The sequence below is a fragment of the Streptomyces seoulensis genome (assembly GCF_004328625.1).
Lineage (GTDB): Bacteria > Actinomycetota > Actinomycetes > Streptomycetales > Streptomycetaceae > Streptomyces > Streptomyces seoulensis.
The window spans coordinates 6,020,528-6,043,349 of the sequence record NZ_CP032229.1 but is presented as its reverse complement, the minus strand read 5'-3'; the positions used below and the strand labels follow the sequence as shown (position 1 = coordinate 6,043,349).

Annotated in this window: 25 protein-coding genes; 13 read left to right on the top strand and 12 right to left on the bottom strand. The window is 73.1% G+C overall.

The features are described 5' to 3' along the window. Positions 1–89: 89 nt before the first annotated feature. Entirely contained in the window at positions 90–1,259 is a 1,170-nt protein-coding gene (locus tag D0Z67_RS27740) for a lactate 2-monooxygenase (RefSeq protein WP_107059500.1), read from the top strand. On the opposite strand, the gene D0Z67_RS27735 is transcribed toward D0Z67_RS27740, so the two are convergent. The 4 genes from D0Z67_RS27735 to D0Z67_RS27720 all read right to left on the bottom strand — a co-directional run bounded on the left by D0Z67_RS27735 (position 1,256) and on the right by D0Z67_RS27720 (position 4,188). Continuing rightward, on the bottom strand, positions 1,256–1,597 hold the full coding sequence (locus tag D0Z67_RS27735; protein WP_031179336.1) for an NIPSNAP family protein: 342 nt from the start codon (positions 1,595–1,597) through the stop codon (positions 1,256–1,258). The two genes, D0Z67_RS27740 and D0Z67_RS27735, sit on opposite strands and share 4 nt — an antisense overlap. Before the next feature lie 28 nt (positions 1,598–1,625). After that, positions 1,626–3,176, bottom strand: coding sequence for an RICIN domain-containing protein (locus D0Z67_RS27730; protein ID WP_031179335.1), 1,551 nt, complete (start codon positions 3,174–3,176; stop codon positions 1,626–1,628). A gap of 385 nt (positions 3,177–3,561) precedes the next feature. Beyond that, positions 3,562–3,939 (bottom strand): hypothetical protein, encoded by a 378-nt coding sequence (locus D0Z67_RS27725; RefSeq protein WP_031179334.1) that lies wholly within the window; start codon positions 3,937–3,939, stop codon positions 3,562–3,564. 6 nt (positions 3,940–3,945) lie between these two features. Further along, positions 3,946–4,188, bottom strand: coding sequence for a hypothetical protein (locus D0Z67_RS27720; protein ID WP_078873038.1), 243 nt, complete (start codon positions 4,186–4,188; stop codon positions 3,946–3,948). Between the two features lie 161 nt (positions 4,189–4,349). Here D0Z67_RS27720 and D0Z67_RS27715 point away from each other — a divergent pair, with 161 nt between their 5' ends. Next, a complete protein-coding gene (locus D0Z67_RS27715) occupies positions 4,350–5,975 on the top strand; it encodes a multicopper oxidase family protein (RefSeq protein WP_031179332.1) in 1,626 nt (541 codons plus the stop codon). A gap of 42 nt (positions 5,976–6,017) precedes the next feature. Here D0Z67_RS27715 and D0Z67_RS27710 read toward each other — a convergent pair whose 3' ends face one another. Then, positions 6,018–6,566 (bottom strand): RNA polymerase sigma factor, encoded by a 549-nt coding sequence (locus D0Z67_RS27710; protein ID WP_031179331.1) that lies wholly within the window; start codon positions 6,564–6,566, stop codon positions 6,018–6,020. Positions 6,567–6,613: 47 nt separating this feature from the next. Between D0Z67_RS27710 and D0Z67_RS27705 the strand changes: the two genes are divergently transcribed. From D0Z67_RS27705 to D0Z67_RS27690, 4 genes are all read left to right on the top strand, one after another. Continuing rightward, positions 6,614–7,990, top strand: coding sequence for a serine/threonine-protein kinase (locus tag D0Z67_RS27705; RefSeq protein ID WP_031179330.1), 1,377 nt, complete (start codon positions 6,614–6,616; stop codon positions 7,988–7,990). 188 nt (positions 7,991–8,178) lie between these two features. Beyond that, the gene (locus D0Z67_RS27700) at positions 8,179–8,883 is read left to right on the top strand and encodes a DUF4232 domain-containing protein (RefSeq protein ID WP_031179329.1); all 705 of its coding nucleotides are present in this window, start codon (positions 8,179–8,181) and stop codon (positions 8,881–8,883) included. 93 nt (positions 8,884–8,976) lie between these two features. Then, the gene (locus D0Z67_RS27695; protein WP_199812129.1) at positions 8,977–10,230 is read left to right on the top strand and encodes an arsenic transporter; all 1,254 of its coding nucleotides are present in this window, start codon (positions 8,977–8,979) and stop codon (positions 10,228–10,230) included. 43 nt (positions 10,231–10,273) lie between these two features. Further along, the gene (locus tag D0Z67_RS27690; protein ID WP_031179327.1) at positions 10,274–10,765 is read left to right on the top strand and encodes a universal stress protein; all 492 of its coding nucleotides are present in this window, start codon (positions 10,274–10,276) and stop codon (positions 10,763–10,765) included. A 9-nt stretch (positions 10,766–10,774) separates the two neighbouring features. Here D0Z67_RS27690 and D0Z67_RS27685 read toward each other — a convergent pair whose 3' ends face one another. Further along, positions 10,775–12,574: a ricin-type beta-trefoil lectin domain protein gene (locus D0Z67_RS27685; RefSeq protein WP_031179326.1), complete on the bottom strand. Its 1,800-nt coding sequence runs from the start codon at positions 12,572–12,574 to the stop codon at positions 10,775–10,777. Between the two features lie 361 nt (positions 12,575–12,935). Between D0Z67_RS27685 and D0Z67_RS27680 the strand changes: the two genes are divergently transcribed. Beyond that, on the top strand, positions 12,936–13,691 hold the full coding sequence (locus D0Z67_RS27680; RefSeq protein WP_234312614.1) for an endo alpha-1,4 polygalactosaminidase: 756 nt from the start codon (positions 12,936–12,938) through the stop codon (positions 13,689–13,691). Positions 13,692–13,696: 5 nt separating this feature from the next. Here D0Z67_RS27680 and D0Z67_RS27675 read toward each other — a convergent pair whose 3' ends face one another. From D0Z67_RS27675 to D0Z67_RS27665, 3 genes are read right to left on the bottom strand one after another with little or no spacing between them, the layout of a single operon-like run. Beyond that, positions 13,697–14,206 carry a flavoprotein gene (locus D0Z67_RS27675; protein WP_031179324.1) on the bottom strand — a complete coding sequence of 170 codons (510 nt, stop codon included), beginning with the start codon at positions 14,204–14,206 and terminating at the stop codon, positions 13,697–13,699. 32 nt (positions 14,207–14,238) lie between these two features. Beyond that, positions 14,239–14,439 carry a ferredoxin gene (locus D0Z67_RS27670; protein ID WP_031179323.1) on the bottom strand — a complete coding sequence of 67 codons (201 nt, stop codon included), beginning with the start codon at positions 14,437–14,439 and terminating at the stop codon, positions 14,239–14,241. Between the two features lie 13 nt (positions 14,440–14,452). Further along, positions 14,453–15,682, bottom strand: a complete 1,230-nt coding sequence (locus D0Z67_RS27665; protein WP_031179322.1) for a cytochrome P450 — start codon at positions 15,680–15,682, stop codon at positions 14,453–14,455. A gap of 370 nt (positions 15,683–16,052) precedes the next feature. Here D0Z67_RS27665 and D0Z67_RS27660 point away from each other — a divergent pair, with 370 nt between their 5' ends. Continuing rightward, the gene (locus D0Z67_RS27660; RefSeq protein WP_031179321.1) at positions 16,053–16,502 is read left to right on the top strand and encodes a nitroreductase family deazaflavin-dependent oxidoreductase; all 450 of its coding nucleotides are present in this window, start codon (positions 16,053–16,055) and stop codon (positions 16,500–16,502) included. Between the two features lie 71 nt (positions 16,503–16,573). Here D0Z67_RS27660 and D0Z67_RS27655 read toward each other — a convergent pair whose 3' ends face one another. After that, a complete protein-coding gene (locus tag D0Z67_RS27655; RefSeq protein ID WP_234312606.1) occupies positions 16,574–17,623 on the bottom strand; it encodes a cation diffusion facilitator family transporter in 1,050 nt (349 codons plus the stop codon). A gap of 102 nt (positions 17,624–17,725) precedes the next feature. On the opposite strand from D0Z67_RS27655, the gene D0Z67_RS27650 reads away from it, so the two are divergent. Together D0Z67_RS27650 and D0Z67_RS27645 are read left to right on the top strand one after the other, a co-directional pair. After that, on the top strand, positions 17,726–18,043 hold the full coding sequence (locus tag D0Z67_RS27650; protein ID WP_031179319.1) for a DUF4235 domain-containing protein: 318 nt from the start codon (positions 17,726–17,728) through the stop codon (positions 18,041–18,043). A gap of 223 nt (positions 18,044–18,266) precedes the next feature. Then, complete coding sequence (locus D0Z67_RS27645; protein WP_107059507.1) at positions 18,267–18,596, top strand: anti-sigma factor antagonist; 330 nt, start codon at positions 18,267–18,269, stop codon at positions 18,594–18,596. Positions 18,597–18,685: 89 nt separating this feature from the next. Here the strand turns inward: D0Z67_RS27645 and D0Z67_RS27640 are convergent, their stop codons facing one another. After that, positions 18,686–19,639, bottom strand: a complete 954-nt coding sequence (locus D0Z67_RS27640; protein WP_031179317.1) for a ribose-phosphate diphosphokinase — start codon at positions 19,637–19,639, stop codon at positions 18,686–18,688. 191 nt (positions 19,640–19,830) lie between these two features. Here D0Z67_RS27640 and D0Z67_RS27635 point away from each other — a divergent pair, with 191 nt between their 5' ends. The 3 genes from D0Z67_RS27635 to D0Z67_RS27625 all read left to right on the top strand — a co-directional run bounded on the left by D0Z67_RS27635 (position 19,831) and on the right by D0Z67_RS27625 (position 22,554). Next, entirely contained in the window at positions 19,831–20,517 is a 687-nt protein-coding gene (locus D0Z67_RS27635) for a DUF4230 domain-containing protein (RefSeq protein ID WP_031179316.1), read from the top strand. A gap of 84 nt (positions 20,518–20,601) precedes the next feature. Further along, a complete protein-coding gene (locus D0Z67_RS27630) occupies positions 20,602–21,201 on the top strand; it encodes a VanZ family protein (RefSeq protein WP_199812124.1) in 600 nt (199 codons plus the stop codon). A 117-nt stretch (positions 21,202–21,318) separates the two neighbouring features. After that, the gene (locus D0Z67_RS27625) at positions 21,319–22,554 is read left to right on the top strand and encodes a ricin-type beta-trefoil lectin domain protein (protein ID WP_031179314.1); all 1,236 of its coding nucleotides are present in this window, start codon (positions 21,319–21,321) and stop codon (positions 22,552–22,554) included. Here the strand turns inward: D0Z67_RS27625 and D0Z67_RS27620 are convergent, their stop codons facing one another. Next, positions 22,555–22,821, bottom strand: coding sequence for a hypothetical protein (locus tag D0Z67_RS27620; RefSeq protein WP_031179313.1), 267 nt, complete (start codon positions 22,819–22,821; stop codon positions 22,555–22,557). Position 22,822 lies beyond the last annotated feature (1 nt).

The window sequence follows — 22,822 nt, the reverse complement described above, 5'->3', positions numbered from 1 at the left end:
GAGCCCCGCCGCCGACCAGGCTCCGGTCGCGCCCGCCTCCTGAGGCAGACTGAGCCGAGCATGACATCCCAATGAAGAGGAGCGGCGGCGTGGGTGCTCGGTGGGCTGATTTTCAGTATGAGATCTATCTGAACGGGATGAACGGGACGGTGCCCCGGCTGCCCACCGATCTGACGCGGCTGGAGGAGCTGGCGGAGCACCGGCTCGGGCCGGGGCCGGTCGGGTATGTGGCGGGGAGCGCCGGGAACGGGAGCACCGAGCGGGCCAATCGTGCCGCGCTGGAGCGCCGCCGGATCGTCCCGCGCATGCTGCGGGACGTCGAGGAACGGGACCTCTCCGTACGGGTGCTCGGCCGTACGCTGCCCGCGCCGCTGGCCCTCGCGCCGGTCGGGGTGCTGTCGATCATGCATCCGGACGCGGAGTGCGGGGCCGCGCGGGCCGCCGCCGCGCAGGGCGTGCCGTTCATCCTGTCGTCGGCGTCGAGCACGCCGATGGAGACCGTCGCGGAGGCGATGGGAGACGCCGAGCGGTGGTTCCAGCTCTACTGGGGCAGCGACCGCGAGGTGACCCGGAGCTTCCTGGGCCGGGCGCGGGCGGCCGGGTTCTCGGTGCTGGTCGTCACGCTGGACACCCCTCTGCTGTCCTGGCGCCCGCGCGATCTGGACCGGGCGTATCTGCCGTTCCTGCACGGGGTCGGCACCGCCAACTACTTCACCGACCCGGCCTTCCGGGCAGGGCTCGACAAGCCGGTGGAGGAGGACCCGAACGCGGCCGTCCTCCGCTTCCTCGGCCTCTTCGGGGACGCCGCGCACACCTGGCCGGACCTGGCGTTCCTGCGGGAGCACTGGGAGGGCCCGATCGTCCTCAAGGGCATCCTGCACCCGGACGACGCCCGCGCGGCCGCCGACGCCGGGATGGACGGGGTGGTGGTCTCCAACCACGGCGGCCGTCAGGTGGCCGGTTCCGTCGCCGCCGCCGACGCCCTGCCGGGTGTCGTGGGCGCGGTCGGCGACCGGCTCGACGTGCTGTTCGACAGCGGCATCCGCACCGGCGACGACATCGCCAAGGCCCTCGCCCTGGGCGCCCGCGCGGTGTTGCTCGGCCGCCCCTACGCGTACGGGCTCGGGCTGGACGGACAGGCGGGCGTGGAGCACGTCGTCCGGAGCGTCCTCGCGGAACTCGACCTCACCCTCGCCCTTTCCGGCCACGCCTCCCCCGCCACCCTGGACCCGTCCGTGCTGACGGAAGGGTCCGACTAGGAGGCTTCTCCCGGCCCTTCGGATGTGAGGTCACCGGGGAGCAGGGGGCGCATGAAGGTGCGCTCGTGGCGCAGCACGCATCCGCTCTCGTCGCGGATGCGGTCCGCCTCGATGAACTCGGGGTCCCGGCCGAAGAGTCGCCGGTACTCCTCGTAGGCGGCCAGGCCGGGAAAGGTGAACAGGGCCAGTGCCTCGTCACTCGCGCCCTCCGCCGGCAGGAAGTAGCCGTGGTGCACCCCGCCGTGGGCCCGCACCAGCTCCATCCAGCGCCGGCCGAACCGCTCGAAGGCCGCGATCTTCCGAGGGTCGATGGTGTACCGCACCACGCATGTGATCACGGGCCAAGACTAGGGTGCGGCCCGTCGGTCACGCAGGGGTCTCGGAGGCTTCTGCCGCCGAGAGCGTGCCGGGGGTGGCCGTGGCGGTGTCGGCCAGCCAGTGCTGGGCGGGTGAGCGGTCCCGGAGCGAGACCACGATGTCGGCGCCGGGACGCGCGTCCGCCGAGGCCAGCGCGAGGGTCTCGTCCCAGCGGGGCAGCAGCTCGCCCCGCACGGTGAGGTCGTACCGCACGTCCTCCCCGCGCTCGGTGCCCGCGTCGTCGCAGGTGCCGAGGATGACGACGGCGGCGTCCGCGTGGGAGTCGAGGCACAGCTCGGGGTCGGCCTGGCTGTGCAGGAGGCCGTCCGCGTCGTACGTCCACTGCTGGGTGACGGTGTCCGAGCACAGGGCGAGCGTCACCAGCCCGCCGCGCTCCGGCTCGCCCTTGATGCCGAGGCAGAGCGCGGCCCCCACGTTGCGCAGCCGGATGGGCCGCCCGGCCAGGGGCGGAGTGGCCGAGGCGGTCGCCGACGGCCCGGCGGTACGGGGATCGGCGGCGGGCGCGGCACCGGCGGAGGCCACCGGGGTGCGGCCGCCCTCCGCCTCGGGCCAGACGGCGAAGGCCAGCCCGGTCGCCAGCAGCCCGGCGGAGACGACACCCGCCCCGGCCCGCAGCGACCATCCGCCGCCACGCCGCCCGGCGCCCCGCCTCCCGGCCCTGCGCCGCCCGCCGGAGCGCGGGGCCTCGCTCGGCACGGCGGCGGCCTGACCCCGCCCCGGCCGGGAGTCGACATAGCGGCGGGCTCCCCAGCCGAGGACCGCCTCGGCGAGCAGCAGTCCGGCCCCGCTGTCGATCTGCCCGAGCTGCTCGGCGGCGTACCGGCAGTAGGAGCAGGCGTCCAGATGCTCGCGGACGTCGGGCAGTACGCCCCCGCCCCGGCGCACCGGCACATCGAGCAGCCGGTTGTAGTGGCGGCACTCCCCACTGGGCGCCAGCTCACGGTGTGCGCGCAGCACACCCGCGCGCAGCTTCTCCCGGCTCTGTTCGAGCGCCGCGGCCGCCCCCACCGGGTCCACGCCGAGCAGCGCGGCGGGGACGGTGACGGGTTCGGCCTCGACCTCGGTGTGCCAGAGCAGCGTCTGTTCCAGCCGGGGCAGCAGATGGAAGGCCCGCTCGGCGAGGACCCGGTTGTCCGGGGTGAGCGAGTTCGCGGCGCGCATCCCGCGTCCCCCGGCGGGCTTGGCGAGGCCGGGCAGGGCGGCGGTGAGGCGGTCGGTGGCCGCCCAGTCGAGGACGGTGTCCCGTACCGCCACGAGCAGCCGGGGCCGGAGCGCCTCGGCGGGCTCGCCGAGGGCGAGGCGGTCCAGGGTCTGGTGGAACACGGCGGCGGTGACCATGTGAGCGAGCGGGCCGGGACCGGCGAGGCAGATCACGGCGTAGTCGGCGGCGGGCTGCCAGTGCCGGGCCATCAGCAGGGCGGCCGACCGGGACGCCTCCGGGTCCGAACCGGCGCGCAGCGCGGCGGCCGTGGACTCGTCGGACTCCCCCGCCGCCATGCCGGGCAGGTAGGGGGGAAGGGGAGGCTGAGGGGTGGTCACTGAGCGGTTTCCTTTGGCGCGTGCGGAGCGTGGGAGCGGTCCTCCGGGGTGCGCACGGAGTGAACGGGACCCACGGCTCCGCCCCGGCGTCCCCCGTCCCGGTGGCCAAACTGCCGAAACGGTTTCGGACTTCACCCCCCGCGCGGGAGTGTCAACCCTCGCACAACTTCTCCACACGCAACAAGGAGAGCGTCCCACATCGCCGGGTTTGCAGGGAAGTCGGAGTCGGGAGGGTTTCGCGCGCCCCGTGTGAAGCCCGCGCACACGACGGCCGCCCGCACACGCTTCTCCCCGCGCACGGCACCGGTGTGGACTGGGCCAGGTCCCGCCCGGAAGACCCCCCGGCCGATCGCCGTGACGGCTTCCCCCGTCCGCCGGGGCGGTGTCAGATCCGCCAGGACCTCAGCCGGTCGGCCGCGCCGTACACGTCGGCGCGGCCGTCGGTCAGGTCGCGGACGAGGTCGACGAGGGCGCCGTAGGGCGGGTCGATGCCGGCGCCGCTGATGTGCAGATAGGCGACGGCGGTGGCGCAGGCGAAGCGGGCGTTGGCCGCGGGCAGCGGGCGGAGCACGGCGAGGGTGTGCAGCAGGGCGGCGGCCCGCCAGGCGGGGTCGGAGTCGACGCCGAGCCGGGGCGGGTCGACGCGGTGCCGGGCGACGGCGGCGACCAGGGCGGAGAAGTCGTCCACCGAGGGCTGTTCGGGCAGGACGTCCTCATGACGCTGGAGCAGCCAGGGGACGTCGATGTGGATGACGGGGGACATCGCCGGTCAGGCGGCCTCTCCCCTGGCTGTTACGGCCTCGTCCTCGGGGAAGGCGGCGGCGAACTCCTCGGCGTGCGCGGTGAAGAAGGCCCGGAACGTCTCGGCGCCTTCCTTCAGCGCCCGGTGCCGGGCGATGTCCGCCGCGGCCGCCTCCCGCACCAGGGCCTTCATCGACGTACCGCGTTCCTTGGCGATCTGCCGCAGGTCCGCTAGTTCGCGCTCGCTGAACTCCACGTTGAGAGCTGGCATGCCCTCACGGTACCGCGAGGGTACTCACCCGTAAATCGAGCCAGATCAGCCGCGCGCCCCCCGGGTACCCGGCGTCGGGGACCCCTCGCCGGGCCGACACCAGCAGACGCGCCGCCCTCAGATCCATCACATATGAGCACAAAAAGTGTCTTATTTCCTTTATGCATACACCTTCGCGGCGTACTCTCCTCCGCGTCCCGCTCGCTGCCGCGGGCGCGGGACTCCTGGCCGCCTGCTCCGACTCGGGCCCCCGGCCCCGTCCGGGACCGCGCGGCACGATGATGGCGGCGGGGAACTTCGTCCCGCCGGGGCCCGCGGGTTACGTCGAACCGTCGGGCCCGGAGGTCCGGGCCGCCGAACGGCGGCGCGGGTCGGGCCGGGTGCGCATGTTCACGCTCACGGCCGGTGAGACCACGCTGGACCTGGGGGGCCGGTCGGTGCGCACCTGGGCGTACCAGGACGCGCTGCCCGGACCGCTGGTGCGGGCGACCGCCGGTGACGTGCTGAGCATCACGCTCGCCAACCGGCTCCCGGAGACCACCACGCTCCACTCGCACGGCGTCCGGCTGCGCTGCGACATGGACGGCGCGCCGGGCCTCACCCAGGACTCCATCCCGGCCGGGATGGACTTCAACTACCGCTTCACCGTCGCCGACCCCGGCACCTACCTGCTGCACAGCCACGTCGGCATGCAGCCGGACCGGGGGCTCTACGCGCCGCTCGTGGTGGACGACCCCAGGGAGCCGCTGAAGTACGACAAGGAGTGGGTGGTCGTCCTCGACGACTGGGTGGACGGCGTCGACGGCTCCACCCCGGAGAAGGTGCTGCGCCAGCTCAAGCCGGGCGGCGGCATGGCGATGATGGGCCCCGAACACCCGGGCCGCCCGACCGCCCACCCGCACGAGCCCCCGATGACGGCGATGCCCGACCCGCCGAAGAACACCGGCCCCAACCGCATGCTGCACGGGGCGAAGAGCCGCGTCCTGGACGGGGTCGGCGGCAATGTCGCGTACCCGATCTACCTGATCAACGGGCGCCGGCCGGGCGCGCCGACCTCGTTCAAGTGCCGTCCCGGCGAGCGGGTGCGGCTGCGCATCATCAACGCGGGCTCGGACACCGCCTTCCGGGTGGCGCTGGGCGGCCACAAGCTGACGGTGACGCACACCGACGGCTACCCGGTCCAGCACCGGGAGACGGACGCGCTGCTGGTCGGCATGGCGGAGCGGTACGACGTGCTGATCACGGCCAAGGACGGGGTGTTCCCGCTGGTCGCGCTGGCCGAGGGCAAGTCCGGACAGGCGCTCGCGGTGCTCCGCACGGACAACGGCAGAACCGTTCCTCCTGCGGATGTGAAGCTGCCGGAGCTGGACCGCCAGGTGCTCCCGGCGCGCCGTCTGGTGCCCGCCGACTCCGTCGCCCTGGACCACCGCGAGCCGGACCGCGAGATGCGCATCAAGGTCACCGGCACCATGGCGAAGTACGACTGGGGCTTCGACCACAAGCAGTACGACGTGCGCGAACGGCACGCGGTGCGCGCCGGGGAGCGGGTGCGGATGACCCTGATCAACGCCACCGACATGTGGCACCCGCTGCATCTGCACGGCCACACCTTCGCGCTGACCGGCCTCGACGCGGTGGGCGCCCGCAAGGACACCGCCGTGGTGCTCCCCCACCGCAAGCTGGTCATCGACTTCGACGCCGACAACCCCGGCCTGTGGATGCTGCACTGCCACAACCAGTACCACTCGGAGAGCGGCATGATGACGGTGCTCGGCTACAAGAAGTGAGTCGGCCCGCGTGAGTGATCCCGGACCCGCCCCCGTGGCGGGTCAGTGGGCGCGCAGCCAGGGCCGTACCAGCCTGCGGGCCTCGTGCAGCCGGGACTTCAGGGTGCCCAGCGGGATGCCCGCGCGTTCGGCGGCCTCGGCGTACTCCAGTTGGCACAGGTCGCGGTAGACCAGCGGGGCGACCAGCTGCGGGTGCTCGCGCTCCAGCCGGTCCAGCGCCTCCAGCAGGTCGATCCGGGAGCCGGCGATGACGCTGGTGGTGCGGGGGTCGGCGGGCTCCGGCACCTCGGCGGGGGCGGGCTGTTCGGCGGCCCGCCGCTTCAGCTCGCGGTACTTCTGCCGGCAGCAGTTGGCGACGACCGTGTAGAGCCAGGTGCTGAAGCGGCTGCGTCCCTCGAAGCCGCCGATGTGCCGGGCCACCTGGAGCAGCACGTCCTGGGCGGCCTCCTCGGCGTCCTCCCGGCAGGGCAGGAAGCGCCCGCAGCGGCGCACCACCTCCGGCCGCAGCTCGGTGAGCAGCCGGTCCAGGGCCGCCCCGTCGCCCGCGGCCGCCAGACGGGCCAGTTCCTCGGCCGTCGCGGCGTCCGGCACGTCGGCTCCCCTCTCGAAGTCGATCTCGGGCCAGGCATGATAGTCCTATGCATTCCCCGGAGCGGATCGGCCGCTACCGCCTGCGACAGCGCCTGGGAAGCGGCGCGTTCGCCACGGTGTGGCTCGCCCACGACGACGAACTGGACGCCCTGGTGGCGGTCAAGGTGCTCGCCGACAACTGGTCCCACCGCCTCGACGTGCGCGAGCGCTTCCTCTCCGAGGCACGGCTGCTGCGCCGGGCGGGGTCCAGCCGGGTGGTGCAGGTCCACGACATCGGGGAACTGGACGACGGCCGGCCGTACTTCGTCATGGAGTACGCCGACGGAGGCACCCTCGCCGACCTCGGCGCCGACGGCCCGCTGCCGGTGCCCGAGGCGCTGGAGCTGACGGCACTGGCCGCGCGGGGCGCCGCCGCGCTGCACGAGGCGGGGATCGTGCACCGGGACATCAAGCCGACCAACCTGCTGCTGGCCACCGCCCGGGACGGCGGGCGCCGGCTGCTGCTGGCCGACCTCGGGCTGGCCAAGAGCCTGGCGCAGGCGTCGGCGCTGACCCTGGCGGCGGGGTCGGCGGGCTATCAGCCCCCGGAGCAGGCCGAGCCGGGGGCGGGCATCGACGAGCGCGCCGACGTCTACAGCCTGGGCGCGGTGGGCTACGAGCTGCTCACCGGGACCGTGCCGGGCCCACCGGGCCGGGCCGTGCCGCCGAGCCGGCTGCGGCCGGGTCTGGACCCCGCTGTGGAGCGGGCGGTGCTGCGGGCGCTGGAGCCGGACCGGGAGCGGCGCTGGCCGTCCGCGCGCGCGTTCGCCGACGAACTGGACCGGCTGGCGGCGGCCCCCGCCCGGCCCCGGTGGTCCGGCGCGTTACGGGGCAGGCGCGCGGTCCTCGGCGTGGCGGCCGCGGTGGCCCTGGTGGCGGCGGGGGGCGCGGTGGCGCTGGTGCTGCACCGTCCGGCCGGGGGCGCGGAGGCGGCGCGGGTACGGGACTCCTCCGGGCGGATCGCCGTCCAGGTGCCCGCGGGCTGGAACCGGGAGCTGCGCGACTCCGGCTGGGACCCGCACGCGCTGGGGCTGTCCGGCGGGCGGGAGCCGGGGCTGGTGGTCGCCGACGACCTGTCGCGCTGGTCCGACCTCGGCGCACCGGTGAACGGGGTCTTCGTCGGCGTGGGCGAGGGGGATCTCACCGGCCGGGTGGACGCGCTGGCGCACTCCGGCTGCCGGGGCACGGACCGGCGCGCGTTCACGGGGTCCGGCCGGCGGGGCACGGTCCGGGTGTGGAGCGGCTGCGCGGGCGGGAGCTCGGTCACGGAGTCCGCGCTGCGCCCCTCGGACGGCGCGCACGGCCCGCGGGTGTACGTGCAGGTGCGCCAGCGCGGCGGCCCGGACGCCACCGACGGCATACTCCGCTCGCTCCGGGTCACCTGATCGGGGGGAACCCGCGTCCGGCGTGGCGGGGAGACCCCGGCGGGCGGAGACTTCTTCGGGCGCGGAAAATTCTTTCCTCTCGTCCCGAACTTTTCCGCCGGACGGCGCATCGGAAGCTGTGACGGCGCATCCGGCGCCGACGGCACGCGGACCTCGCGGGCCGTGAATGACAGGGAGGCTTGTGCGACATGGCGAACTCATCCCCGGCCAGGCGGCGCGGGACCCTGCTCGTGGGCTCCGCCGCCGTACTGGGCCTCCTGACCGCCTGCGGCAACGGTGACGTGGGCGCGGCCCCGGCGAAGACGGTGTCCGGCTCGGCGGCCCCCGCGACCGAGACGTCGAGTCCGGCCGAGTCCACCGGCTCGCCCGACCCGGCCGGCACGCCGTCGCCGGTGACCCAGAGCGGCGGTACCACGAAGCCCAGCTCGGCGCCTGACACGGCGACGAGGACCGTCAAGCCCGACAGCGCGAAGAGCACCCGCTGCCACACCTCGGAGCTGCGGGCCGCCGTGGGGCGCAACGATCCGGGCGCCGGGCAGGAGAACTTCCCCGTCGTCCTCACCAACAAGTCGTCCCGGACCTGCACGCTGCGCGGCTATCCGGGCGCGGCCTTCGTGAACGCCTCCGGCACCCAGCTCGGCCCCGACCCCCAGCGCACCTCGGGTTCTCCGGTGACGGTCACGCTCCGCCCCGGGCAGAGCGCCTGGGCCGGGCTGACCTTCTCCAACCCGCAGATCAGCGGCGCGAAGACGGGCAAGCCGGCCTCACTGGTCATCACCCCGCCCGATGAGCGGGACCCGCTGAAGGTGACCTGGACGGGCGGTACGGTGCCGGTCTCCGGGAACTCGTCCTCGGTCCGCCTGACCGTCTTCGCCCCCGGTTCGGGCGCCTGACCTGACACGACGGTGCGCCGGGTCCCGGTCGGCCCGGCGCACCGGCGTCTGTTTTCATGAGCGGGCACATCACCACGGGTCCGGAGGATCGCCCTGAACACCCCGCTCGCCGAGACCCTCTCGGCCGTCCTGCTCGTCGCCGTCCTCGCCTGGGCGGTCGTCCGCCCCTTCGGCCGGGCGGAGGCGTGGCTCGCCGTGCCCGCCGCCGGTATCGCCATCCTGACCGGCGCCATCTCCCTGGACCACGCCCGCGACGAGGTGGCCCGGCTGGGCCCGGTGGTGGGGTTCCTGGCCGCGGTGCTCGTCCTGGCCCATTTCTGCGACGTGGAGGGCCTGTTCCGGGCCTGCGGGGCGTGGATGGCCCGCTGGTCGCGGGGTCGGCCGGTCCGGCTGCTGACGGCGGTGTTCGCGCTGGCGTCGGTGATCACGGCCGTACTGAGCCTGGACGCGACGATCGTGCTGCTCACTCCGGTGGTGTTCGCCACGGCCGCCCGCTCGGGCGTCCGTCCCAAGCCGCACGTCTACGCCTGTACGCATCTGTCGAACACGGCGTCACTGCTGCTGCCGGTGTCCAATCTGACGAACCTGCTGGCCTTCGCGGCGAGCGGGCTGTCCTTCACCCGGTTCGCGGCGCTGATGGCCCTGCCGTGGCTGGCGGCGATCGCGGTGGAGTACGGGGTGTTCCGGCGCTTCTTCCGCCGCGACCTGTCGGCGGCGGCGCCGGCCGCGCGGGACACCGGCGAGGAGCCGCCGCTGCCGGTGTTCGCGCTGGTGACCGTGGGCTGCACGCTCGCCGGGTTCGTGGTGGCGTCGGCGTTCGGCGTCGACCCGGCCTGGGCGGCCGCCGCGGGCGCGCTGGTGATGGCCGGGCGGGCCGTGCTGCGGCGGCAGGCGACCCCGCTGTCCGTGGTGCGGGCGGCCTCCCCGCCGTTCCTGGCGTTCGTGCTGGCGCTGGGCGTGGTGGTGCGGGCGGTCGTGGACAACGGGCTCTCGGACGCGCTCGGGCATCTGCTGCCGTCCGGGAGCGGGCTGCTCGCGCTGCTGGGGATCGCCGCGCTGGCCGCCGTACTGGCCAACCTGATCAACAACCTGCCCGCCGTGCTGGTGCTGCTGCCGCTGGCCGCGCCGGGCGGGGCGGGCGCGGTGCTGGCGGTGCTGCTGGGTGTGAACATCGGCCCGAACCTCACCTACGCCGGTTCGCTGGCCACCCTGCTGTGGCGGCGGATCGTGCACCAGCACGACGAGGGCGTGGACCTCGGGGAGTTCACCCGGCTCGGCCTGATCGCCGTGCCCTCGGCGCTGGCGGTGTCGGTGGTGGCACTGTGGGGTGCGCTGCAGATCTTCTGACGCGGCGGCGTGGATGCGAGCGTGGATGCGAGGAGGACATCGGATGCGTGCGGTCGTCTGGCTCGTCGAGGGTACCTGGCCCGCCTGTGTGGACGCGGTGCGCGTGCACGCCCCGCACGCCCGTGAGGTGGTGCTGCTGCATGTGTCGGGGCCGGAGGTGCCCGATGTGGCGCACGGCGCGTTCGCGGGGCTGATGGGGCGCGGGCGGGCCTGGGAGGCTGACCCGGGCGACCGTCTGGAGGCCCTCGGCGACGGCTCGGCGGCGGAGCTGCTGGACGCGGCCGCCGCACGCCTGGGCCGTCCCTGCGTACGTGAGGAGCGCTCGGGCCGGCCGGAGCGCGAGGTGGTCGCGGCGGCCGAGGGAGCGGACCTCCTCGTCCTGGCCCGCGACGGCGACCGCACCCGCCTCGGCCCGCACAGCCTGGGTCCCGCGGCGCGGTTCATCGTGGACCACGCCCCTTGCCCGGTCCTGCTGGTCTGGCCCGGCGAGACCCCGGACCTGGGCACGATCCCGCCCCCGCCGCACCACCGCTGACCGGACGGCTCAGCGGTGCCGGCCCCCGTAGCCGCCGCCCCAGCGCCCGCCGCCCCCGCCGTACCGGCCGCAGCGGTCCCGGTACGAGGTGCAGGTGTCGTCCTCGTCCGTCGCGCTGGGCGTGGGGCTCACGGTGGGAGTCGGGGTGGGGCTCGGTGCCGGGCTCGCGGAGTGCGCGGTCGGGCTCGGCCTCGCCGGGGTGCGGTGGGGTGAGGCCGTCGGGCTGCCCTTGTCCCAGTTGACGACCTCCATCTGCGGGTCGTTCCGGGCGGTGTCCACGACCCAGCGCTGTACGGCCGTCTCGGCGCGGTTCTTCAGCACCAGCGCGCCGGAGCCGTCCGTGGCGGCCGGGGTGAGGGCGAGGTTCTGGTTCCAGCGGGGCACGAGGGTGCCCTGGAGGGTGAAGTCGTAGCGGATGAAGCGGCCGTCGGTGCCGGTGGCCGAGCAGGGGGCGAGCCGGACCGAGTAGCCGAGGCGGGAGTCCAGGCAGAGCGCGGGCGCCGCGTCGCTGCGCAGCCGCCCGTCCGCCTCGTACCGCCAGCGCTGGCCGGGGGTGGAGGAGCAGGTGACGACCTCGGTCTCGGCCCCTTCGACGGCCTTCTTCCCGACGATGCCGACGCAGCGCCCGGAGGCCACGTTGTGCAGCCGGCCGCGCGCGGTCGGCCGGTTGGTGTCCGCGCCCGCCCAGGACGGCTGCGGCGCGGGCCGGGAGGTGTCCGGCACCGGGGAGGGACTGGCGCCGTGGGCAGCGGTGCGGTCGTCGTCGGAGCCGAACACCGACCACAGCACCAGGGGCAGCGCGACCAGCGCGCTGACGGTGGCGACGGCCAGCGAGACGTTGCGGCGCCGGACCCGCCGGGCCGCGCGGTGGGCGCTCCGGCCGGCGGGACGGTCCGCCACGTCGGGTGTCACCGGGGGGACGAACTCCTCGCCGCCGGCGGGCAGGGGCGGCATCGGTACGGGCGGTGCGGCGCTGTCGTCGGCGCGGGCGGCGAGGTAGGCGGCGGCGCCCCAGCCGAGAACGGCCTCGGCGAGCGCGAGGGGCAGTCCGTCGTGGAACCGGGCGAGCTGGTCGGCGGTACGGGCGCAGTGGCCGCAGCCGTCGAGGTGGCCGCGCAGATCCGGGTCCATGGCGAGGCCGCCGCCGCGCCGGAAGGTGACGTCCAGCATCCGCAAGTAGCGTCCGCACTCGGCGTCGGGGGCGAGTTCGCGGTGGGTCTGGAGACACTCCTCGCGCAACCGCTCGCGGGCGCGGCCGAGTTCGACGGCCGTGCTCTCCTCGTCCAGCCCGAGCAGCGCGGCGGGCACGGCGAGGGGTTCGCCCTCGACCTCGGCGTGCCAGAGCACGGCGCGGGAGGGCTGGGGCAGCCGCTGGAAGGCGCGGGCCAGCAGCCGCCGGCCGGGCGCCGGAAGCAGCCGGGCGGCGGCGCGCTCCCCGCTCGCGGGGTCGGGGCGCAGGGCCGGGTGCAGGAGTTCCTGGCGGCCGTCGGTGTCCCACTCGGCGGCGATCCGCCGTACGGTGACCAGGAGTTGGGGCCGCCAGGCGGCGGACGGGCCGGCCTGGCGCAGCGACTCCCCGAACAGCCGCGTGAACGCGGCCGTGGTCAGCATCCCGGCCGCGCGCGGCCCGTCGGCACACAGACGGGCGTAGGCGAAGGCGGCGGCCCAGTGCCGGTCGAGGAGTTCGCCGACGGGGTGGAGGGCGGACGCCGATCCCGTCCACTTCTGGAGTTCCGCGCTGAGTTCGCCGTCGGAGATACCGAACGGCCCGGCGGAATCCTGGGAATTCGACGGCCCTTCGCCCTTCACGCGCTGTTCCTCCAGAAATCACCCGGAATCAAGTCCGTACCAATCGGCAGGACGGCGGACGAGGGGACATCAACTCCCTTTCAGTGAAGGGCAATCACCCCCGTCACGGCGTCGCACACTTTCGCACAGGGCGACAGCGGGTAACAAGAGATCTCCCGTCCGAAAACAGGTTCACGGGAGATCTTTGACCAGAATTCAGGAAGGGTGAAATCGTTGATGCGTCAAAAAAGTCCGGACGGGCATTCACGGGCACGGTTCAGGCGCGAAGTTGACGTGGTCCGGGCCGCCGGGTTGGATCATCCGGGTGCCGACCGAGACGAGCCCGCGCGGCGGGAGCCGAGCCCTGCTCCTCGCCCTCACCCTGCTCCTGGCCGGCTGCGCCACCGGGAACGACCAGGCGCCGAAAGCTCCTGAACTGCCGCCGAGGCACGCCGGGTTCGACTACCAGATCGGCGGCGCCTACCCCCCGCCCGCCGGTGTCCGCGTCGTCACCCGCGACCGCGCCGACTCCCCCGCCAAGGGGCTGTACAACGTCTGCTACGTCAACGCCTTCCAGGCCCAGCCGCAGGAGCGCGCCGACTGGCCGGCCGACCTGCTGCTGCGCGACCGCGCGGGCAAGGTCGTCATCGACGAGGACTGGGACGAGCCGCTGCTCGACATCGGCACCCCGGCCAAGCGGAAGCGGATCGCCGAGCGGGTGAACCGCTGGACCGACGGCTGCGCGGACAAGGGCTACGACGCGGTCGAGCCCGACAACTACGACAGCTACACCCGCTCCCGTCACCTGCTCGACCCCGCCGACGCGACCGCCTTCATGCGCCTGCTCACCCGGCACGCCCACGCCCGCCACCTGGCCGTGGGCCAGAAGAACACCCCGGAGCTGGCGGGGAAGCGCGAGAGCGCCGGCCTCGACTTCGCGGTGGCCGAGGAGTGCGGCCAGTACGACGAGTGCGGGACCTACGCCCACGCCTACGACGACCGGGTGCTGGACATCGAGTACACCGACAGCGGCCTGCGCAAGGCGCTGGCCGGATGGGGCTCGCGGCTCAGCATCGTCCGCCGCGACCTGGACGTCTCCACACCGGGCGACGCGGGGTACGTACGCCGCACGCGCTGATGCCGTCAGGGGCGGTCCAGCAGCTCGAGACCGCTGGTCCACGCGAACCCGTCCGGCACCCGCCCCTCGCCGAAGCGGACGCCGAGCCCGCGCAGCCGGGTCAGGCTCTCCCGGTAGGCGGGGTGGGCGGCCAGCGCCTCCCCCACGCTGGGCAGCACCGCGATCGGCACGCCGAGCCCCAGCGCCTCGCACAGGGTCCCGACGGCCAGGGTGTCCGCGATGCCGAGCGCCCATTTGTTGACGGTGTTGAAGGTCGCCGGGGCCACCACGACCGCGTCCGGCGGCGGGAAGGGGCGCGGATCGGTCGGGGAGCGCCAGGCGGAGCGGACCGGGCGGCCGGTGCGGGACTCGGTGCCGGCCACGTCGAAGAAGCCGTTCATCGCCGCCGGGGTGGCGATCACGCCCACCTCCCAGCCCCGCTCCTGGGCCTCGGCGATCAGCGTGCCGACTCCGGAGGCGATCCCGGCCGCGCAGACGACGACGTAGAGGAAGGGTTTCCCGGCGAGTTCGGTCACCGGGAAACCCTATAGGCCCAACTGGACGGTGGTCAGCTCTCGGTGACGGTGATCGCGCCGACCGGGCAGGCGCGGGCGGCCTCCCGGAGCATGGGGCTGCCCGCTCCGTCCTCGGCGCCGGGCAGCACCGTGCTGTAGCCGTCGTCGTCCTGGGTGAACACGCTCGGGGCGGCCAGTGTGCACTGGCCCGCGCCGATGCAGAGGTCCTTGTCGATCTCGATGTCGGTGTGCATGGCGAGCAGCCTCTTACCAGGTCACGGGGAGTTCCAGCATCCCCTGGATCGTGTCGCCGGGCTTGAAGGGGATCTCCTCGGCCGGGACCGCGAGGCGCAGGCCGGGCAGCCGGGCGAGGAGGGTGCCGAGGGCGATCTCCAGCTCCGCGCGCGCCAGGTTCTGGCCCAGGCACTGGTGGATGCCGAAGCCGAAGGCGACGTGGTGGCGGGCGGAGCGGCCGAAGTCGAGGGCGTCGGGGTCGACGTACACGGAGTCGTCGCGGTTGATCACCGAGGTGGAGAACATGACGCCCTCCCCGGCCCGGATGGTGACCCCCTCGACCTCGATGTCCTCGACGGCCACCCGGAGCAGGCCGTCGGCGATGGAGAGCATCCGCATGAGTTCCTCGACGGCCGAGGGCAGCAGCGTGGGGTCGGCGCGCAGCTCGGCCAGCCGGTCGGGGTGCTGGAGCAGGGTGTAGGTGCCCAGCGAGATCATGTTGGCGGTGGTCTCGTGCCCGGCGACCAGCAGGATGACGGCGAGCGAGACGACCTCGGCCCGGTCCAGCGCGCCCTCGCTGAGCTGCTTGTGGACGAGGTCGTCCAGCACCCCCTTGCCCGGCTCGGGGTGGCCGGCCTTGGCGTCGATGAGTCCGCCGAGGTAGTCCTCCAGCGCCTTGCGGGCGTTCTGGCTGTCGTCGGCCGTCGGCCCGCGCAGCAGCTTGCGGGACTGCTCCTCGAAGAACTCGTGGTCGGCGTACGGCACCCCGAGCAGGTCGCAGATGACCATGGACGGCACGGGCAGCGCGAAGGCCGACACCAGCTCGGCCCCGGGCCCCCGTGCGATCATCGCGTCCAGGAGGTCGTCGACGATCGCCTGGATGGCGGGCCGGAGCGCGGTGGCGCGTTTGACGGTGAACGACGGGATCATCATCCGCCGCTGGATCTGGTGCTCGGGGTCGTCCAGGCCCAGCAGGGCGACCCGGCGGTCCCGTACGCCGGCGAACCGGGCGGTGGGGATGGGGAACTCGGGGCGGCGCCGGTCGCTGGAGAGCCGGGGGTCGGCGAGCAGCGCGCGGGCCGCCGAGTGCCCGCTGACGGCCCAGACCTCGCGGCCGTCGTACAGGGTGACGCGGGACACGGGCCGGCCCTCGCGCAGCGGGCCGTACCCGGTGGGCGGGTGGTAGGGACAGGTGCGGTCCTGCGGGAAGGCGACGGGATCGGCCGCCTTCGCCGGGCCGGTGGTGTCCGTCAGTTCCGTCATGGATGGACCTCGCAGACGAAGAAGTACCTCGAACCGATCTTCATTAGATGCCCAGGGCACCTATAGGGCGACGGCAAGTTCGGCCAGATCGGCGACCCGTGGGATCTGGCCGAAGAAGCACGTCCGCCCGAGGTGTCCGGGCACCGGAATCCGGTCGTCCGACGCACATCGGTCCCTCCAGTGTCGTCGCGTACGCCCCTTTTCGGCCACCCCCGGCCGCGAACGGACCGAGAGATCCGGCTATTCATCCGTGTGGCGCAGAGGATGCGCGGTACGGATGATTCCGGCGGCCCCCGGTGTTGCGGTGGACCGCGGGCGTGAAGCCGCAGGCAGGACGAGACACGACGGACACGACAGAGGGGACGAAGCCATGCCTCTTGAGGGCGAGTACGAGCCGAGCCCGGAGCAGTGGGTGCGCGATCAGGTCGAGCAGTACGAGAGCTCCGGCGGGACGGAGGGGACGACGCTGCGCGACACCGGGATGCCGGTGATCATCCTGACCACGCGCGGCAACCGCAGCGGCAAGATCCGCAAGACGCCGCTGATGCGGGTGGAGCACGACGGGAAGTACGCGATCGTCGCCTCCGTGGGCGGCGCGCCGAAGCACCCGGTCTGGTACTTCAACGTCAAGGCCGACCCCACCGTCGAGCTCCAGGACGGCCCTGACAAGCGGGAGATGCGCGCCCGTGAGGTGACGGGCGACGAGAAGGCGAAGTGGTGGGACCGGGCCGTCGCGGCCTACCCGCCCTACGCCGAGTACCAGGAGAAGACCGACCGCGAGATCCCGGTCTTCGTCCTGGAGCCGGCCGACGCGAGCTGAACGATGCGGGGGACGGTTCACCCCTTCCGCGTACGGCGGGTGTGAACCGTCCCCCCAAGGGCACGCGGGGGTCAGGCCCCGCCGCGCTCCCCCGTCGCGGCGGGGCTCTCCTGTGCGTCACGCCCGGTGTGGTCGTGGTCCGTGTGGTGACGGCCCATGTGGTCGCGGTCGGTCACGTCGAGGAAGATCTGCCCGGCGTCGGGGAACATGTCGGCGACGGAGCGCTTGATGCGGACGGCGACCTCCTCGACCTCCTCGCTGTCCATCCCGGGCGCCAGGTCGACGCGCGCGGCCACGAGGGCGGAGTCGATGCCGGTCTTCATCGTGAACAGCGCCTCCACGCTGTCGATCTCCGGCTGGGCGCGAAGCAGTTCCCGGATGCGCCCGGTCAGCTCGGGGTCGGCGGCCTCGCCGATGAGCTGGTCGCGGGCGTCGCTGCCGAGCCGGTAGGCGATGTAGACCAGCAGGGCGCCGATCAGGATCGAGGCGCAGCCCTCCCAGAGGGCCTGCCCGGTGAGCATGTGCAGCACCATGCCGACGGCGGCGAAGGTCACGCCGAGCACCGCGGTGCCGTCCTCGGCCAGCACGGTACGCAGCGCGGGGTCCTGGACGTCGCCGACGCTCTCCCCCTGTCGGTGCGCCTGGCGCACCGCCCGGATCAGGGAGATGCCCTCGGCGACGAAGGCGACGCCGAGCACGATCAGGCCCGCTATGTAGCCGCTGAACGTCTCCTCACTGCCGTTCCGGATCGCCTCGAAGCCCTGGAAGAAGGAGAAGCAGCCGCCCATCACGAAGATGCCGACGGCCGCGAGCAGCGACCAGAAGAACCGTTCCTTGCCGTAGCCGAAGGGATGGCGGGCGTCCGGCGGACGGCGGCTGCGCTTCAGCGCGGCCAGCAGGAACACCTCGTTCAGGCTGTCGGCCACGGAGTGCGCGGCCTCCGACAGCAGGGCGGGCGAGCCCGCGAAGACACCCCCCACGGCCTTGGCCACCGCGATCACCAGGTTCGCGGCGAGGGCCACGAGGACGGTGACGCGGGTGTGTCCGTCGGAGTTGGCGGCCTCCTGGCCGTCGCTGTCGCCGGTCTTCGTTTCCGGCTGTGTTTCCGAAGTAGCGCTCACCTGTCGCCGACTGCCCCGGGTGGAGAGGATCACACGGGCCCGGACGGGGGAGGTCGGGGGCTCTGCGGGGAGGACGCGGGCCCGGTGAGGAAGGAGTGACACATGGCGAAGAAGAACAGGAACGTGAGCAAGATCAAGGCGCCCCTGCTGCACAAACCGGTGGGCTTCGCGCTCAGCTGGGCCGGCGGCGCGCTGGCCGGGCTGGCCTTCCGCAGGGCGTGGATGGTGCTGCGGCACGAGGAGGAGGCGCCCGACCCGCTGGACCCGGACCGCGGCTGGGGCGAGATCCTGCTGGCGGCCGCGGTGCAGGGGGCGATCTTCGCGGTGGCCCGCAGCGTGGTGGACCGGACCCGGGCCAAGGCGGTCGCCCGCTCCACCGGCACCTGGCCGCACCCGAACGCGGTTGCGGCCAAACGCTGAGTCACCCGGCCGTCCACCGGGCCGGAGGCAACGAGCGGATCACAAACACACAGATTCGAACCTGCTCCGTCAAACTCGAAGACATATGTCAAGCGAACATGCTCAAATTCCTCCTGTCGAGCTGGTCGCCACGCGGCGCGGTCCGTCGCGGGCGCGGGTGGGACGGGTGGGAGGTGATGCCGTCGTGCGGGAGGAACCCGTCCCGCTCAGCCGGCATCTGCGGATGCGCGAGGAGCACGGACACATCGTGCTGGAGTTACGGGGGGAGATCGACATCGCCTCGGCGGCGGAGATCTCACCCCTGCTGGACCGGCTCACCGGCCGCGAGCACGCCCGGGTGGTGCTGGACCTGCGCCCCGTGGAGTTCTTCGACTGCTCGGGGCTGCGCCTGGTCAGCCGGGCCCGGCACCGCGTCCTGGAACGCGGCGGCCGCCTCCATCTGGTCTGCGTCCACCCGCTGACCCTGCGCGTCCTCGGAGTCACGGGCCTGACCCGCGTCCTGCCCCCGCACCCGACCCTGGAGTCGGCGCTGCGGGCCTCTGGCGGCTCCTAGGGGGTGTCCTGTCGATCACGCCGGGCTCGCGACGCCTGGCACCGCACCAGCCGCCGCTCCCTCATCCGGCCTGATCGACAAGACACCCCCTAGGTCTCCGCCGGCTGCTCGAACAGCGCGCTCACCGACTCCCCGTCGTGGATGCGCCGCATCGCCTCCGCCAGGGCGGGCGCGATGGACAGCACCCTGAGCTTGTCGGTGCGCTCGTCCTCCGGCACCGGCACGGTGTTGGTGCAGACGATCTCCAGCACGTCCGGCTGCTCCCCCAGCCGCTTCAGCGCCCCCGCCGCGAACAGCCCGTGCGTGCAGGCGACCCGGATCGAGCGCGGGCCCAGCTCCCGCAGCCGGTCCAGCAGTTCGAGCACCGTGCTGCCCTTGGCGATCTCGTCGTCCAGCACGATGACGTCCCGGCCGGTGATGTCGCCGATCACCGAGCTGATGCTGACCCGGTCGTCCGCGAACCGCTGCTTGGCACCGGCCGCGACCCGGGCGCCGAGCAGCCGGGCGAAGGCGGCGGCCTCCTTGGCGTTGCCGAGGTCCGGGGAGACGACCGTGGTGCGGGAGAGGTCGTACTGCCGGAAGTGCGCGGCGAGTTCGCGCAGCGCGTGCAGATGGTCGACCGGCACCGAGAAGAACCCGTGCACCTGCGGGGCGTGCAGCGTCATGGTGAGCACCCGGCTGGCGCCCGCCGCCACCAGCAGGTCCGCGACCAGGCGGCCGCCGAGCGAGATGCGGGGCGTGTCCTTCTTGTCCGAGCGGGCGTAGGAGTAGTGCGGCATGACGACGGTGATCCGGGCCGCCGAGGCACCGCGCGCCGCGTCGCACATCATCAGCAGCTCCACCAGGTGCTCCTGCACCGGCCGTACCAGGGGCTGGATCAGGAACACGTCCCGTTCCCGGCAGTTGGCCCGGAGCTGGACCTCCAGGCAGTCGTTGGCGAACCTGCTGACCCGTACCGGGCTGAGCGCGACGCCCAGGTGCGCGCACACCTCCTCGGCCAGCCGGGGGTGGGCGCTGCCGCTGAAGACGGCGATGTCTCGCACGATCCGCTCCTCGCATGATCGGTACGGGCTGGGCGGCCATGCTACCGGCCACCTCTCGCCCGGCCGGGACGCCGGGCGTGGCGGGTCTCGTACCGGAGCGGCAGGGATACGTACGTCAGTGATGGGGGATGGTCAACTCGCTTGCCTGTTCGCTTACTTGGTGGGCATCCGAGGAGGGGGAAGGGAGAACCGTGGAGAAGACGACTACGGCCGGCGGTACGGCTCCGGTCCAGCAGCGGCCCCGGCGGACGCCGGTCTGGGTCAAGGTGCTGGCGGGTATCGCGCTGGTACTGGTGCTGCTGTTCGCCGGGATACGGCTGGCCGTGCTGCCCGGCATCAAGGACCTGTTCGGCACCGAGTCCCGGGACCGCTCGGGCCCGGCGCTGCTCCAGTCCATCCAGGACATGAGCCGCTACCAGGCCGCCTCGGGCAACTTCCAGGTCGTCGTGGACCTGGAGAAGAACGCCAAGTACCTGCCGGACGCGCTGCGCGGCACCCGCACGCTGTACGTCGGCGCGGGCACCGTGGACGCCTATGTGGACCTCGGCAAGGTCGGCGAGAAGGACGTGACGGTCAACGACGACCGCACCTCCGCCGTGCTGAAGCTGCCGCACGCCCAGCTGGGCAAGCCCGCGCTGGACCCGGACCGCTCCTACGCCGTCTCCAAGCAGCGCGGCCTGCTGGACCGGCTGGGCGATCTGTTCTCGGACAACCCCAACGGCGAGCAGGCGGTGCAGAAGCTGGCTGTCAAGCACATCGGCGAGGCCGCCCAGGACAGCGAGCTGACCGCGCGCGCCGAGTCCAACACCACCGGCATGCTCCAGGGCCTGCTGCGCTCCCTCGGCTTCACGGACGTACGCGTGTCGTACGGCTCCTGACGCCCTGCCCGGTCCGGCATCACCGGCCGTTTCCCGGGCACTCGCTGCTTCTCACGGGGATGTTCACGACTGGAGGACCACCGCATGGCCCGTACCGCCCTTCGCCTGCCGACCGTACTGCGCACCCCTTTGCGGCGGGGGCGCCTGGAGAAGACCGAGCCGGAGCCGGTCGTCGAGCCGGAGCGGGTCACCGAGCCGGCGCCGGTGGCGGAGCGCAGGCCGCTGCCACTGCCGATCCGGCTGCCGATCATGCTGCTGGCGTTCATCTTCATGGTGGCGTTCGCCATCGCGCTGGCCCGGATCACCCTGGAGCCGTCGCCCGCGTCGGAGGCGCTGACGCACAGCAACCTGCGGCCGGGCAACTCCCTGAAGGCGTACTTCGACTACGGCACGGTGCGCGACACCCTGAAGCAGATCGGCGGCAACGTCCTGCTGGGCGTGCCGTTCGGCGTGCTGGTGCCGGTGCTGGCTCCCCGCGCGCGGGGCGTGCTCCAGGTCCTGTTCCTGACCGCACTGGTGATGCTGATGGTGGAGCTGACCCAGGGCGCGCTGATCACCGGGCGGGCCTTCGACATCGACGACGTCATCCTCAACACCACCGGCGCGCTGCTGGGCTGGCTGCTGCTGGGGCGCCGGCTGGGACGGGCGGTGCACGCGCGACGGCCCAAGGTGGTGGCGGACTGAGCGTCCTCCACCGGTTTGTCCGGGCCGCCGAGCACTGGTCTGTACCAAGCTATTGACGGCCCCGGTCCCGGTCTCTACAACAAGAGGCGTCACTCCCCCCATGTGAAACGGAGAGTCATGGCATCCCCACGCCTGCTCCGCAGATGCCTCCTTGCCGCTCTCTCCGCCGCGCTGGTCGGCGCGGCGGCCGTCGGTCCCGCCAGGGCCGATACGGCCGCCGCCCCGGCCGTCGCGGCGGCGACGTTCTCGGACTCCTTCGACGGCCCGGCGGGCTCCGCCGTCGACGGCTCCAAGTGGACGCTGGAGACCGGAGACAACGTCAACAACCATGAGCGGCAGTACTACACCTCGGGCACCAAGAACGCGGCGCTGGACGGCCAGGGCCATCTGGTCATCACGGCCAAGCGTGAGAACCCCGCGAACTACCAGTGCTGGTACGGCAGTTGCCAGTACACCTCGGCCCGGCTGAACACCTCGGGCAAGTTCAACGCGCAGTACGGGCATGTCGAGGCGCGGATGAAGATCCCGCGCGGGCAGGGCATGTGGCCCGCGTTCTGGATGCTGGGCACGCCGGTGAACTGGCCGGACTCGGGCGAGATCGACGTGATGGAGAACGTCGGCTTCGAGCCCTCCACCGTGCACGGCACCATCCACGGCCCCGGCTACTCCGGCTCGGGCGGCATCGGCGCGGGCTACTCGCTGCCGAACGGGCAGGCGTTCGCGGACGCCTTCCACACCTACGCGGTCGACTGGGCGCCGGACTCCATCACCTGGACGGTGGACGGCAACGTCTACCAGCGGCGCACCCCGGCCGACCTCGGCGGCAAGACCTGGGTGTTCAACAAGCCGTTCTTCCTCATCCTGAACCTCGCGGTCGGCGGCTACTGGCCCGGTGACCCGGACGGCTCGACCCAGTTCCCGGCGCAGCTCGTCGTGGACTCGGTGTCGGTGACCACCAGCGGCGGCTCGACGGGCGGCAAGGCCATCCGGGGCCTGGCCGGCAAGTGCGCGGACGTGGCCGCGGCGAACTCCGCCAACGGCACCCCCGTACAGCTCTACGACTGCAACGGTTCGGCCGCCCAGCAGTGGACGGTCGGCTCGGACGGCACGATACGGGCGCTCGGCAAGTGCCTGGACCTCAAGGACAACGGCACGGCGGACGGCACCCCCCTGCAACTGTGGGACTGCGCGGGCGGCCCCAACCAGAAATGGGTGGTGTCCTCGGCCAACGACATCGTCAATCCACAGGCCGACAAGTGCCTGGACGTGACGGGCGCCAACTCGGCCAACGGCACCCGCCTCCAGCTCTGGACCTGCAACGGCACCGCCGCCCAGAAGTGGACCGTGGGCTGATCAGCCCTGACCCCGGCGGGTGCCGCGCACCCGCCAGGTGAACTTGTCGCCGCCGACCCAGCGGACCACGTCCGGGTCGTCCAGGTCGTGGATGACGATGCCGCGGGCGGCGGCGGCCTCCAGCACCCCCGTGATGGACGTGACCTCGCCGATCACCTCTCCGTCGATCTCCATGACCCGGAAGGGCGGCGAGCCCGGCTTGCCCGGACAGACCCCGAGCACCCGGATGCGCGGATTGGACATGTACGGAGCTGATTGTTCGGTCATG